Here is a 14,307-nt window from a genome sequence, read left to right as displayed (position 1 = left end):
AAACTTCCATGTGTCTTGGCGATTTCTAGCCCCTACACCCTACACCCTACACCCTACACCCGCGCGCAGCGCTATAGGGGGATCGTCCGGATTTGACGCGATCGAAAACCGCTATCTGATTACTGAATGCGCTTATCGGTTCCAAGCGTGATAAAATTGTTCCAGGGGAAGTTGCCGGGCACAGTGCCACAGCAGTTTGTAAATTTCCAGGGCATCGGCAGATCGATCGCCCCCTTCTACCTCAATTCCATATGGTTTTAATGCGGTGACAACTTCGGGGAGTTGATCGTCCGTCAAAATATCTTTGAGTTTGGAAACGATGCGTTTGGCGACTCCCGATCGCCTGTCTTTTAAACTCCGCAACACGATGGCGATCGCGTCGGGATGATCGGGTTTTAGCTGTAGTAATGATATCGCATATTTTGTCAATTTTGTCAAGTCCTGGGTTTCGGAAATTCGTCGTTCTAAGGCAGCCATCGCCCGCCGTTGATTTTCGGGATTTTCCGTCGGTTGTTTTCGGGATTTTTGGAGAGACGATTTGACGGCTATTTTCTGTTTCGATAGGGGATGTTCCGGGGCGATTTTTTGCAAGTCTTCCATCGCCCGATCGCCCGGTGTCGAACCGGATTTGATGAGGCGGACTAAAGTGGCGATCGCGACTTCATTATTCGGATCGATTTTGCCGAGGCGGTAGGCAATTTTTCGGCGGACGCGATCGCGATTCGTGGTGGAAATCATCTCGGTTAAAGTGGCGATCGCTTGCGGGTGGCGGGGACTCACCACACCCAAGCTGTGGGCGACTTCCAACCGGATGGAATCGTTGGGGGCGGTTTTCAACAATTCCAATAAAGTCGCGATCGCTTTGTGATTTCCCGGATCGAAATTTTTGCCCAAACTGCGGGCGATTTGCCAGCGAATGGAAGGATTTGGTAGATGATCTAATAACTGTTCCAAACCGGCGATCGCACTGTCGCGATCGGTTCTGAATACAGCCAATTTTGCCTCCTCCAATATCGGGGAAGGATAGGTTTTCCACTGCTGGGATTCTCGGCAATATTCGCCGCATCGCCATTTGAGTAATTGGCTGATGATGTCATCCCGGCGACTGCATTCGGGAAACTCCGCCAACCCGTCCGCCGCCAGAAAATAGGCGAAATATCGATAGAATCCGCCGCAGTTGTCCTCGAATTCGATCAATGCCTCCATGAATGCTTCCTTATCGGAAGCGGCGATATCGGTTCGCCCCAACCATAGGACGATCGCTTCCCGCCAGTGGGGAGAAAAAATCGGGCGGCGGGAGGGGGCGGGGGTGAGGAAAAAACGCCAGTCTGCAATTGCTTGGGCGGCAAAATATTCCTGAAATGTGGGATGATAGAAGGCGTAAATTGGTTCTCCCGTTACGGGGGAAACGCCGACTTGATTCAGCCATCCCAGTTGCAGGGCGAGAGCCAACAATTCGATATCTTCGTTTTGAAAAACGGTGGAAATTAAGGAAGTATCAAACCGAAATTTATTTTGATCGCGACATAACGCCCGTTTCGCCAATTCTGCCAAACCGCGATCAAGGTGATATTGTTGAATCGGAGTGGTGGGGAAGCGATCGCACTTCCACTGGTAAATCGCCCGGGTGAATTGTCGGTAGAGGGCGGCTTTGGTGGCGGGGAGGTTGCCCGACATCAGCCCCCAGCAGCGACACAGCAACGCCAGCCGCAGGGGATTTTTTACCGCGTCCCGGATGCGGCTGCGTTCCGGTTTCTGCAATTCCCGACAGAGGCGATCGCCCAATTTTGGATCGGATTGAAACCAGCCTCGGATGAAGCGATCGGTTTCTTTGAACGGCAAATTTCGATAGGCGGTGAAGTCTTCGAGGGGATTTCGTCCGCCGTCCCAAATGTTGAGGCGGCAGGTGAGGAGGATGTGGGCGTCGGCAAGCCAACCCCGCAACTGGCGGGCGATCGCACTCAACCCGTCTCCCGCAATTTCATCGACTCCATCCAGCAGCAGCCACACCCGCCCGGAGTTAAATTGGGCGGCGAATTCGGACTTCAATTCGGGGGGTACGGAGACTTGATGAATGATGACTTTTAACCAATCATTTAATAGGTGGGATTCGAGAGCGGTTTCTGACAAATCTGCAAGGGAAACCCAAATCGGAAGTAACTGATTTTCCAATAGTGCGATCGCCATCCGTTGCAAAAGGGTGGTTTTTCCCGCCCCCGGTTCCCCGACGATCGCGATCCGTTGCGGTAATTTCGCCTGCAAACACTGCCGTAAAAATTGTTCGGGAGAAATGGCGTTTTGGTCCGCTTCCGGTTCGTAAAATTCCGAGCCGCGATCGGCTTCTAAATCGAGATCGCGGCGTTCCCGGCGGGGGCGTTCCACCAAACCGACGGGAAGGTAAATTTCGTTCAATTCAAAGGCGATCCCGTCCCCCACCGTCAGGGGATTTGTCGTCAGCCGTCTGATTCGCTGGGCTTCCAGGTTTTCGCGACAGAAATTCCACCAGCGATTATCGCCCGTTTCGGTGGGTTGGGATGGGGGGGATTTGCGGCGTTCCCACTCGCTTTCAAAGCGGTTTAAAATGGCGTCGCGATCGCTCCTATTATACCAGAAATTAATACTAAAATGCCAGGTTTCCGAACCCTGTCGGGACGGGCGGTGATCCTCCAAAATGCCCAAAAAATCTTCGAGGCGGGCGAGGGATTCTTTGATGTGGGCGGCGGTGAGGGGAATGTCGGCTATTTTTGATAGGGATACCAAAAATCTGATTTTGGTTCGGATGATCAGTTGGCGATCGCTTTTCCAGGCGGTTTTGATGTTCGCACGCAGGCGATCGAGTTCGTTTTCGTCCCCGTCTATGTCGCCATTGCCATAGTCCAACAGCAACGTCAGAAGCTGCCGGGTTCGCTTTTTCGTTTCGGGGCCGTAACTGGGGCGCGGCATCGGCAAATGGGGGCGGCTCGGCTCAATTTGATTATAGAATATCGAGTCGATCAAAGCCAATCCGACCTTCCGTTGTTGCGCTTGAGCGCCTTTTTTGATGCCGTGTAGCGGGGCTAAAGCCCAACAACGAGGGGGGGATTGTTGTTGCGCTTTAGCGCCGGGACTCAAGCCCGACAACTTGATCGATTGTTTTGATAATTTAGTAGGCCGTCCGGTCGAATTTTGTAATCACCCAAACTGCATGGATCGCCCCCGGCAGCCATGCGAGTAATGTCAGCAGAATGTTGATCCAAAATGCGGAACTCAAGCCCACGGTCAAAAAAACGCCGAGGGGGGGAATCAAGATTCCCAGGATAATTCGCAGCAGTTTCATAATAAATTTCGTTTTCAGTCTGGCTCTATATTTCTCTCAATTTCGACTTCAATCCCTCTATCTGGAGATGGATTTTTGTCGCCCCCATATAAGTCGAATAGCAGATGAAATGGAGCGAAAAAAGTTCTAAAATGCGGCACAGGCGGGATATTCTCGACCCTTTGACAACAAAAGTAATGGAATAAAAACTTATGATCGTAACAGCTTTGACCCTGCTGGGGACGGCTTTGAGTTTGCTGGTGGTCGATATTATTTTGCCGGGGGTGGATTTGGCGACCTTTCCGGCGGCTTTGATCGCGGCGGTAGCCATCGGTGCGATCAATGCGATCGTGAAACCGGTGCTAGAATTTTTTGCCTTGCCGCTGAATGTATTGAGTTTGGGGGCATTTTCTCTGGTCGTCAACGGCGTTTGTTTCCTGCTGGCATCGGTGGCAGTTCCGGGATTTAAAGTCAGCGGTCCGCTGTCGTTCTTTTTGGGGCCGATCCTGCTGTCGGCGGTCAACACATTTTTAAGCCGCTATTTGGCGGAAAAATATCCCCAAATGTCTGCTGCCAACCCTTCGGCGGACGAATCCTGATGTCGGACGAGGGCGGGGGAAAGTGCGATCGCGGACTGGAAAATTTCACCCTTTCTCGAAAATATTAATTTTCCCCGTGTCGTCCCCCCGTCGCATCTATCTCCGGGTAGAGTCAGCCGAATTCCCCCCCGTTCAACTTCAGACTTTGGGGGGATGGACGGTGGGAACGATAACGGAGACACTGAGGCTATCCGCAGGATATACGAAATTAGAGAAAATCTCAGAATTAGGACACAATTCAAAATGATATTGTCGGATGGAATAAATTTTACAGATCATTGTCACTGGCTGGCTCAGATTTTGGTGGAACCGCAGATAGACGCTGCGGACGAGACCGCCATTTTTGTCAGCGGGCCGCAGTTTTTCACCGCCCTGATTTCCGGGGTGGTGTTGGCGTTCGCTTTCCAACTGCTGCTGACGAATTTGGGGGTGGCGACCGGGATATCGATGGCGGGGGGATCGTCGTCGAATTCCAAGCACAATTCCCAGGATTCCGGTGTCGGGAGTACGATCCGAAAAATTGGCTTCACGCTGGGCTTGGGGACGTTAATTAGCGTGACGATCGCCATCTTTTTCGCCAGTTTGCTGGCTGTCAAATTGACGCTGTTCGTCTCCATTTTGGCGGGGGCGATCGTCGGTTTGGTGATCTGGGCAACCTATTTTTCCCTGCTGGTTTGGGTGAGTTCCACCACCGTCGGATCGCTGATCGGGTCGGTGGTGAATACCGCGACTTCGGGATTTCAAGCCCTATTTGGAACAGCGGTTGCCGCCTTCGGGGCGAAGACAGCCCAACGCCAAGTCGTCTCCACTGCAGAAGCCGCCACGGCCGCGGTTCGCAAGGAATTGACGGCGGGGATCGATCCGATGGGCATCCGGGAACGGGTGGAAGATTACATCGAATCCCTGAAGCCGCCCCAGTTGAATTTGGGCGAGATCCGCTCGGAAATCGAGCACATTCTCAGCGATCGCGACCTGCAAGATCTCTCCAAAGAAAACCTTCCCGAAATCAGCCGTCAGATGTTCGCGGACTTGCTGGCCGATCGCACGGATTTATCCCGTCGCGAAGTCGATCGCATCGCCAAAGAATTGGAAAAATCCTGGAATCGGGCGACCGATCGCCTCCCGGAACGCGATCGCATTTCGGAGTTCACCGACTACCTGAAATCCGCCTCCCGGGAAGGCCTGCTGGGGCGAGAATTTACCGATAAATTGGACGCGGTGATCGAGGAAATGCGGAAACGCCGCCGCTCCCAAACTCCGGGGCCGGTTTCCCACGCTTTAACCCAGGGAATGCACAGTTTGATGGGAATCGTGATGGGCCGCACCGACCTCTCGGACATGGACGTGGAGCAGATCGTCGGCCAACTCAAACGGCTGAAATCTCAGGCGGGAGAACAGGGCAACAAACTCGCGCTCCAGTTCGGCGGCGGGGAAGAGGAAGAACCCGAAAATACCGTGCGACGGGACGTGGAAAATTATATCCTCAACGCCTACCCCTGGCAGTTGCGATCGCCCAATTTGGAGGTGGAATTCCGCGATTTGCTGTTCGACCCCCAGGCGGAACCGGGGGCGGTGGTGGAAGCCCTGGAACGGCTCGATCGCACCGATTTCGCCGACTTACTGAATCGAAAGGGACTGTTCACCCGCGATCGCGTCCGCACCCTTTCGCTGCTGATGGACGGCATCCGCCTGGAGGCCCTGGCGGTGGCCCGGGCGGCGGAAGAGCGGGAGCGGGAGATCGAACTGATGGCGGAGGTAGACCGCTACCTGTTCACGGCTTCCCCGGCGGGGTTGAGTCCCGAGAGCATCCACCTGCATTTCGAGCCGATTTTGGCCGATACCGAGGCGGACGATCACGCCACGCTGCAACGGCGCCTGGCCTCCCTGGACCGCCAGACCTTGGAGTTGATGCTGCAACGGCGGGGCGATCTGGGCGTCACGGAAATCGCCACCATCGCCACGGAATTGGAAAAAGCCCGCGATCGCGTTTTGCAAGAATCCTACGAGCGGGACGAGGCGGCGAAGGTGAAGGCTGAGGCCCAGTGGTCTCGGGTGCAGGCGTACCTGAAAAATACCGGGCGGGAAGAACTCAACCCCAACGCGATTTCTCGGGAACTGAAGCTGCTGCTCGATGACCCCCAGGCGGGGGCTAAGGCGCTGCGGGCGCGGGCGTCCCGGTTTGATCGCCAGACGCTGGTGCAACTGTTGGGCCAGCGACAGGATCTCAGCGAGGAACAGATCGAAGATGCGATCGACTCGGTGGAACGCTCCTGGATGAAGGTCCGCAGTGCCCCCGAACGTCTCTCGCAGCAGGCACAGCAGCAGTACGACCGCGCCACGTCGGCGATCGCGGATTACCTGCGAAATACCGGACAACCGGAGTTGAACCCCGAGGGCATCCGCCGGGACCTGATGCTGCTGCTCAAAGAGCCGGAAACCGGGGGGCGGGCGATCTGGCGCCGTCTGGCGATGATGGACCGGGAGACGCTGGTGCAGTTGCTCTCCCAGCGGGACGACCTGTCCGAACGGGAGGTCAACCAAATTATCGACGAAGTGTTCTTCACCCTGCGGACCATCGCCAGGACGCCCCGGCGGATGGCGCTGCGGACTCAGGAAAAAGTGCAGAATTTCCAGGAGTCCCTGGCGGATTATTTGTGGAGTACCGACCGCGAAGAACTCAACCCGGACGGCATCCGCCGCGACGTGAAATTGTTGCTCCAAGATCCGCGCGGGGGAATGGAGAATTTGAAGTGGCGACTGGCCGCGATCGATCGCGATACGTTGGTGCAGTTGCTCTCCCAGCGTGAGGATCTTTCGGAGGAAGAAGTCAACCACATTATCGATCGCATTTTGATGGTGCGGGATGAGGCGATCGCCCAAATTGAAAGTATCCAACATTGGGTTCAGTCCATCATCGACCGGATTCTCAATCGGATTCGCAACTACTTGAATGATTTGGAACGTCCCGAATTGAATTATGAGGGAATTCGGGAGGATATCCGCACGTTATTCGACGACCCGGAAGCCGGGTTTGAGGCTCTGCGCGATCGCCTGTCCCAGTTCGACCGCGATACTTTGATCGCCCTGCTGAGTTCCCGGGACGACATTTCCGAGGCGGACGCCAACCGCATCGTCGAGCAGATCGAACGCACGCGCAACCGGATTTTGCAGCGGGCCGAACGGTTGCAAAAACAGGCTCAATTGCAGCTTGAGCGGGTGCAGCAGGAGGCGCACCACCAAGCCGAAGAAACGCGCAAGGCGGCCGCCGCCGCGTCCTGGTGGCTGTTTTTGACCGCCCTCGTTTCCGCGATCGCCGCGGCGGGTGCGGGCGCCATCGGCGTGACCATTTAAACTGACCGGCAATCCCCCGAATTTTCGGGGGATTTTGATTCGGTTTGGTCTGACGAAAAACGCAATCAAAAAATAGACTGGGATTCTTACCGGTAAAACTGATGGCTAATCAAATCGAATTAAAACTATTTGCTCCTTACAATAAAGAAGCGACCTTGATGGGGAGTTTTTCGGATTGGAAAGAAATTTCAATGGGGAAGGACGATCGCGGGTATTTTCGCGCCGAGGTCGATTTGGAGGATGGGACTTATCATTATAAATTTCGGGTGCGATCGAAGAGCGATTTTATCGGCTTTGACGAGTGGGTTGATATCATCGACCCCTACGCCACCGAAGTCGAACCGTCCGAGCAAAATGGGGTGATACGCATCCAGGACGGCTGCAGAATCGTCGATACCTACGTTTGGAAATATGACGATAAACCGCTGCCGAGCGATCGCGAATTGGTGATTTACAAACTCCACGTCCACGACTTCACCGGGGGAGAAGACGACCCCGATTCTCGCGGACAGTTTAAACACGTCACCGAAAAGTTGGACTATCTGAATGAATTGGGAATTAATGCGATCGAATTGATGCCCGTTTCCGAATATCCGGGGGATTACAGTTGGGGATACAACCCCCGCCACTTTTTTGCGATCGAATCCAGTTACGGTTCCACGATGGAATTGAAACAACTGATCGACTGCTGTCACAAATTGGGAATCCGAGTCTTTTTTGACTGTATTTACAACCACGCAGAAATGGAGCATCCCCTCACACAAATCGACTACAATTATTGGTTTAGTGCCAACCCAACCGACCCCGATAACAGTTGGGGGCCGGAATTTGACTACGAACATTATGACGACAATCTCAACGTCAAACCCGCGTGGCAATACATCGGCGACAATGCCGAATATTGGATCAAAGAATATCACATCGACGGCATCCGCTACGATGCTGCCAAACAGTTAAATAACTACGAATTCATGTATTGGATGGTGGATAAAACCAAGCAATTTGCGGGCATGAAACCGTTCTACAATGTCGCCGAATGTATCCCAGAAAATCCCAGTATCACCAACTACGACGGCCCGATGGACGGGGCTTGGCACGAAAGTTTTTCCCGCACCATCGTCGCCCATTTGTGCGGGGAAAAGTTCGATTTGGAAGAACTTAAAAATAGTCTCGACGGCCGCCGCCAGGGATATTTGGGGGCGAGTAACATGGTCAATTACATCAGCGTCCACGATCGCGAACGGTTGATGGTGGAACTCGGAGAACGGGGAATTCTGCACGATGCCGCCTTCAAGCGGGCGAAATTGGGGGCGGTTTTATTGATGACGGCGGTGGGAATTCCGATGATTTGGATGGGGGAAGAATTCGGAGAGTACAAACCCAACACCATCGAACCGACGAAACTCGACTGGCGGCTGTTGAAAAATGAAAATAATTCGAGTTTATTTGACTACTACCGGGGAATGGTTCAACTCCGCCGCAAAACTCACGCCCTCTACACGGAAAATATCGAGTTTTTCTACGAGGATGAAGAAAGCTGGGTTTTCGCCTACACCCGCTGGAACGACGAAGGTTCGAGAGTGGCGGTGGTGGCGAATTTTTCGGACAATTATCTCGCCGGTTACGCCGTCCCGAATTTCCCCGCAGGCGACACCTGGCACGAGTGGACTCGGGATTACGAAATCGAGACGGGAAACAATGAATTAGTTCTCGATCTCCCCGAATACGAAGCCCAGGTGTTTGTCAATTCTTGAAATTGATATCAACTCCGCTTGTCTGACCGCCCCCCTTTGCGATATAGCAATCTGGAACCATTTGTAAAATTGTCCGGCCCCCAAACCCCCAATCCTGGGGGCTTTGATTAGTTGTTATATCAAGTCCGTTTGAATACTTACACAATCATTCGAGGACAGGCAACAGGCAAGAGGCAATAGGCAAAAGTTTTAAGCGGCTTCAGAAGATGGCACCCAGGAATCATAACTGTTTGAGCGGACATAATATTAATTATTAGTTTTTAATGCAAAAAATCCAACCCCAAATTTTAGAGTTGGAAATATGCCTATCTCAAGCCGTAAAAAACTATTGTTTTTCAATTTCTTTTTTTGCGGCTTCTTTCACGTTCTCAACCGAGTGTTGAAAAGCAGCTTCGGTTTGCTTCGCTTGCCCTTCGGCTTTCTGTTTGGGATCGCCGGTCACTTCGCCGACCATTTCCTGGGCTTTCCCTTCCAGATTTTTCATCGTCGCTTCGGTTTTTCCGTCCGGACTCATAAATCCTCCGCGTTATAGCGTCTTCGGTGTAAATGTAAATTCTTCAAATTTCATTTACCATTTATCACTTACCTACAGTTTAGCGACCTCATCCCTACTCTACCTCTGTCAGAAGGTAGACTTCAGGTCGGCAACCCGGCCTGTTTTAGGCTTTCCAAATCCAGGTCGAATCGGGTGGCGATCGCATCCAAAATCTGCCGTTCTTCTGGCGTGATGATGCCGTCGCTGATGGCGACGTGGTAGCACTGAATCAGCAGCGGGGGCGCGAAGTCTGCGTGCAACTGTTCCAGGAGTTCCGGGAGGGTTTGGGCGTGTTCCAGGTCGTCGGAAATTGCCGCGATCGATTGGGCGCTCAGTTGGGAATCTCGCAATTCTGATATCAGTTCGGCGGGGGTGCGATCGGGATAGCTGGCGCGAATTTGACAGACCAAAATTCGCTCCATGATCGTTTTCTGAAGTCCCAAATTTTCCAGGTAGGCTTCGTTTTCCTGCCGGAAGGTTTCGGCTGTTAGAGGTGCCGCTTCCGGGTCGAGTTTCGCCTCGTAAAACCGACAGGCCGCGTAGCCGAGGGCGTACAGCATCACCGCGTTGGAAGAGGCGCCGACGATCGCCCCCAAACCGGGGATAATTTCCACCCAGCTCAACCCCAATTTCAAAGCGTTCGAGCCCCCCAATGACAGGCCGAAAATCGCCAACACTTCGCCCCGGCGGGCGGGGGATTTCAGGTCTAGACCGTAGGCCGCCGCGACTTGATAAATGGTTTCGGCTTGCAGCCTCGCCGTGGTGGCGAGTTCCACCGCAAATAGGGCGGCGGCGATGGGGGGGATCAGGTTCGTCGCCAATCCGATTCCGGCCGCGGAAATGGCTTTTTCCACCATGATGCGGTGGGCGATTTGGTTGGGGGTTTCCCGGGGATATTTTTGTTTGAGGGCGGCGACTTTCGCCTCCGCTTCTGCCACGTTCACTTCCCCGAGCAACACCATCAGCCAGTCGGTCCCGAAGCGCCGGGAGAGCCATTGTAAAAACGGATTTTGGGCGATCGCCTCCATCATGCCGCCGGTCCCTTCCGCCACGCAGTCGAGCCATTTCAGCGCCTCTGCAGACGCGGTATCCACGACTCCCGCCATCGCCCGTTCCACCTCCGCCGGGAGTGGCAAATCCAAAGCGGGAAATTGGGGGGCGCGATCGTCGCCAGAAGATGAATTCGTCATATTTTCTCTATTGAATGCGTCAATTTTTGGGGATTGAAAAAAATTCGCGATCGCTCAGTCGAGATCGTGCCAGCGGTCGGAGGGTCCGGGCGATCGCTTCCGGGGCCTCGACTCGGAATCATGATTTCGACCGCGGCGGAATACATCCCACGGGCACGGTCTATTTTGAACTTTCCCGCAGGCACCACACACACCCATCCCTTCTCCGTAGGGACACCATCTCAGTCGTCGCATCGGTTCTCGCAGTTCGCAATCCAATCTGACGGTTGACCCCAATATTATACAACCAAAATTCCCGCCGCGATCATCTCTGCCTGCGGGCAGATATTTGGGCAGTTTATCACCCCAGATAGAAGTCTTTAGATCTCAAAATGATAGCATGATCTTATCTTTCAAAACCCTTAAATTTACACCCAAACAAGACAGCTAAAACCGCGATCGCCGGTTCAATTTGACACGATTAACGAGGAAATATAATCCATGTGGCTTCAGAGATTAGCCAGATTTGGCTACGGGACAAAAGGGGCAGTTTATATCCTCATCGGAGTGCTGGCAATTCTGGCGGCATTCACCGCCAAAGGAAAAACGACGGATACGAAAGGTGCCCTCCACACCATCGCCGCCCAACCCTTCGGACAATTGCTATTGATATTGGTCGCCGTCGGCCTGATCGGATATACGATCTGGCGTTTCGTCCAGGCGATCGCCGATCCGGATCGCAAGGGAAATGACGCCAAAGGAATTGTGACGCGCATCGGTTACGCGATCAGCGGTCTGATCTACGGCGCGTTGGCGTTCAACGCGGCACTTTTGGCCTTCGGAAATTCCGGCGGCGGGGGAAATTCCAAGGTGACTTGGACGGCCCGCATCCTGGCGCAACCCTTCGGACGGTGGTTAATCGGGGCGATCGGAATTGTCATCATCGGGGTGGGATTGTATCGCATTTACAAAGCCTACCGAATCAAATTCCGCAAGCGTTTAAATTTGCGCGAATTGGATGCGGATCAACAAAGTCAGGTGGTGAACGTTTGCCGATTCGGCATCAGCGCGAGAGGGTTCGTTTTTATAATGTTGGGGATATTTTTACTCCAAGCCGCCTATCAGTCCGACGCCAGCAAAGTCGAGGGATTGGACGGCTTGTTGAACTCGATCGCACGGCAGACTTACGGACAGTTTCTCCTGGCTTTGGTCGCCGCCGGTTTGGTCGCCTACGGGATCTATATGTGGGTGCAGGCTAGATACCGACTGATTCGGGCGGCGGCAGTTTCTTAATGCAAAAAAAAGGGACTGATTCATTCAGTCCCTTTTCACCCATCCCTCAATACAAAACTTTATTGAGATTTAGGCGCGACCCGCTTGGGTTCCTTCCGCCGGAGGTTTGCCGATATATTCGCTACTCGCGCCCGCATTCATCGGTTTAAACTCGGATTTTGAGACACCGCAGACGGGACACTTCCAATCGTCGGGAATCGCACCGAACGGAGTCCCGGGTTCGATGCCGGAGTCCGGATCGCCCTTAACAGGATCGTAAATATAATCACAGGAAGTACATTTATATTTTTCCATTATCGTGTTCTCCAAATCGATTCATTCTGTGAACAAATTAACAGAAAAAATACCGTCTGCAAATCTATCTCAGAGGTGATTTAGTTACACTTATCTATGCCGTCGAATAGAGACAAATTTCCAATTTTTATCAAAATCAGACCGCCGGCACGAGTGGGAAACTCCGCCCTCAACCCGGGCCGGGGCGGGCGAACTGGCATCCGCATCAAGCCGAATAAGAATCGGACTCCCGGTTGTCCGAAAACAACCCCAACGCCGGACCCAAAAGGGCGCCGAAAATAAAGCCTCCGGCGTGGGCCCAGTAGGCGACGCCGCCGTTCTGCATTCCCACACTCGCCGGGACTTGCAGCATCGAAATACCGTTGAAAGCCTGTTGGACGAACCAGAACCCGAGGAAAAATAGGGCGGGAATTCTGACCGTATAGAAAAAGAAACCCAACGGCAAAAGGGTGATAATTTTCGTCTTGGGAAACTTGAGAATATAGGCCCCCATCACCCCCGCGATCGCGCCGCTCGCCCCCAAGGACGGCACGGGCGATTCCATTGCAAAATACCACTGCGCCAGGGATGCCAAAACGCCGCAGCCGAGATAAAAGAGAATGAACTTGACGCGCCCCAACTCTTCCTCGATGTTGTTCCCGAAAATCCACAAAAATAACATATTAAAGCCCAGGTGCATGAAACCCGCGTGGAGAAATTGGGCCGTGATCAATGTCAATGACTCCGGCACCGGCTGGCCGATATCGGCGCCGTTAAAACTGGCGGTCAACTCTTTCGGCACGACCGCGAAGACGTGGAAAAAACCGTTCAATTGAGCCGGGTCGAGGCTCAATTCATAGAAAAATATGAGGACGTTGGCGATGATGAGCGCGTAGGTGACGACGGGCGTGATGCGGGTCGGATTTTCGTCTCTGAGGGGGACCATGCAGTTATGATTTAGAATTAACGATTACAATTCGTTGTTGCCCTTTAGCGCTGCTCCGGAGGGGCTAAAGCCCAACAACAATTGTCGGGGCGTTGTTGCCCTTTAGCGCTGCTCCGGAGGGGGCTAGAAGCCCGACAACCTAGGCGTTAGCCGGGACGGAAGTTTTGTTGCGATCGCCACTACTTTCGACCCGTTCCCCTTCGATAAAGGAGCGCAGCATCCAGGCCATTTCTTCGTGCTGTTCCATCAAACCGGTCAGGAAATCGGCCGTCCCCTCATCGTGGAACGAGTCCGAACACTGGTCGATATGTTCCCGCAAATTCCGGATAATTTGTTCGTGATCCGTCACCAGACGGCGGACCATTTCGTTGGCGTCGGGGAGGTCGCCGGGATGTTCCCGAATCGTCGCCAAATTCAGAAATCCCTGGGCCGTCCCGACGGGAAAGCCGCCCAACATCCGCACCCGCTCGGCGCATTCGTCGATGTTGATAGTCAAAGCTTCGTAATGTTCTTCCCACAGTTGATGTAGCGTTCTAAACTGGGGGCCGACCACATCCCAGTGGTATTTTTTGGTTTTGACCAACAACAGGTACAAATCGGATAAGTCCGTATTTAATAGTCCAATTACACTTTGACGTTGTTCTTCTGTTAAACCAATATTTAACGTAGCCATAATTAAAAAATTCCCGGTTGACACCTTTTTCATTAGAACAAAGTCACCCACCTGAAAGCATCTGTCCGGTGAGTGACCTTGCACCGGGAAGGTCGCCCTTTTGGAATAGGTCACAAGGGAGGGGAGGGGGGGCAGGGAGGCAGGGGAGGCAGAGGAGGCGGAGGAGGCAGGGGGGGCAGAGGAGGCGGAGGAGGCAGGGGAGGCAGGGGGGGCACAGGAGGCAGAGGAGGCAGAGGGGGCAGAGGAGGCAGAGGAGGCAGAGGAGGCAGAGGAGGCAGAGGAGGCAGAGGAGGCAGAGGAGGCAGAGGAGGCAGACTCCCCAATCATCTTTAGATGATTTTGGCTATTAGCTTGGGAATTGATTCCCAAGCGGTCTGGATGTCTCACCCTCCGCTCCCTCCGCTCCCTCCGCTCCCTCC

The 14,307-nt window shown here is 53.6% G+C and carries 11 protein-coding genes; 4 read left to right on the top strand and 7 right to left on the bottom strand.

Features of this window, described 5'->3' with window-relative positions:
• Positions 1–132: 132 nt before the first annotated feature.
• Together LKE08_RS13615 and LKE08_RS13610 are read right to left on the bottom strand one after the other, a co-directional pair.
• The gene (locus LKE08_RS13615; RefSeq protein ID WP_324704776.1) at positions 133–2,943 is read right to left on the bottom strand and encodes a HEAT repeat domain-containing protein; all 2,811 of its coding nucleotides are present in this window, start codon (positions 2,941–2,943) and stop codon (positions 133–135) included.
• A gap of 199 nt (positions 2,944–3,142) precedes the next feature.
• On the bottom strand, positions 3,143–3,316 hold the full coding sequence (locus LKE08_RS13610; protein ID WP_324704775.1) for a YqaE/Pmp3 family membrane protein: 174 nt from the start codon (positions 3,314–3,316) through the stop codon (positions 3,143–3,145).
• Positions 3,317–3,507: 191 nt separating this feature from the next.
• Between LKE08_RS13610 and LKE08_RS13605 the strand changes: the two genes are divergently transcribed.
• From LKE08_RS13605 to LKE08_RS13595, 3 genes are all read left to right on the top strand, one after another.
• Positions 3,508–3,894 carry a phage holin family protein gene (locus LKE08_RS13605; protein ID WP_324704774.1) on the top strand — a complete coding sequence of 129 codons (387 nt, stop codon included), beginning with the start codon at positions 3,508–3,510 and terminating at the stop codon, positions 3,892–3,894.
• Positions 3,895–4,137: 243 nt separating this feature from the next.
• Positions 4,138–7,245 carry an MFS transporter gene (locus tag LKE08_RS13600; RefSeq protein WP_324704773.1) on the top strand — a complete coding sequence of 1,036 codons (3,108 nt, stop codon included), beginning with the start codon at positions 4,138–4,140 and terminating at the stop codon, positions 7,243–7,245.
• A 77-nt stretch (positions 7,246–7,322) separates the two neighbouring features.
• Positions 7,323–8,999, top strand: a complete 1,677-nt coding sequence (locus LKE08_RS13595; protein WP_324704777.1) for an alpha-amylase family glycosyl hydrolase — start codon at positions 7,323–7,325, stop codon at positions 8,997–8,999.
• 325 nt (positions 9,000–9,324) lie between these two features.
• On the opposite strand, the gene LKE08_RS13590 is transcribed toward LKE08_RS13595, so the two are convergent.
• Both LKE08_RS13590 and LKE08_RS13585 read right to left on the bottom strand, forming a co-directional pair.
• Complete coding sequence (locus LKE08_RS13590; RefSeq protein ID WP_324704772.1) at positions 9,325–9,513, bottom strand: CsbD family protein; 189 nt, start codon at positions 9,511–9,513, stop codon at positions 9,325–9,327.
• Between the two features lie 122 nt (positions 9,514–9,635).
• Positions 9,636–10,724 (bottom strand): hypothetical protein, encoded by a 1,089-nt coding sequence (locus LKE08_RS13585; protein ID WP_324704771.1) that lies wholly within the window; start codon positions 10,722–10,724, stop codon positions 9,636–9,638.
• Between the two features lie 480 nt (positions 10,725–11,204).
• Between LKE08_RS13585 and LKE08_RS13580 the strand changes: the two genes are divergently transcribed.
• On the top strand, positions 11,205–11,996 hold the full coding sequence (locus LKE08_RS13580; RefSeq protein WP_324704770.1) for a DUF1206 domain-containing protein: 792 nt from the start codon (positions 11,205–11,207) through the stop codon (positions 11,994–11,996).
• Positions 11,997–12,065: 69 nt separating this feature from the next.
• Here LKE08_RS13580 and rd read toward each other — a convergent pair whose 3' ends face one another.
• The 3 genes from rd to LKE08_RS13565 form a co-directional block, all read right to left on the bottom strand.
• Positions 12,066–12,290: a rubredoxin gene (rd, locus tag LKE08_RS13575; RefSeq protein ID WP_324704769.1), complete on the bottom strand. Its 225-nt coding sequence runs from the start codon at positions 12,288–12,290 to the stop codon at positions 12,066–12,068.
• 205 nt (positions 12,291–12,495) lie between these two features.
• Positions 12,496–13,215 carry a rhomboid family intramembrane serine protease gene (locus tag LKE08_RS13570; RefSeq protein ID WP_324704768.1) on the bottom strand — a complete coding sequence of 240 codons (720 nt, stop codon included), beginning with the start codon at positions 13,213–13,215 and terminating at the stop codon, positions 12,496–12,498.
• Positions 13,216–13,354: 139 nt separating this feature from the next.
• Entirely contained in the window at positions 13,355–13,888 is a 534-nt protein-coding gene (locus LKE08_RS13565) for a Dps family protein (RefSeq protein ID WP_324704767.1), read from the bottom strand.
• Positions 13,889–14,307: the final 419 nt, after the last annotated feature.

It is taken from the genome of Lyngbya sp. CCY1209, assembly GCF_035615495.1.
Taxonomy (GTDB): domain Bacteria; phylum Cyanobacteriota; class Cyanobacteriia; order Cyanobacteriales; family Microcoleaceae; genus Limnospira.
This window is presented reverse-complemented; position numbering and strand designations above follow the sequence as displayed.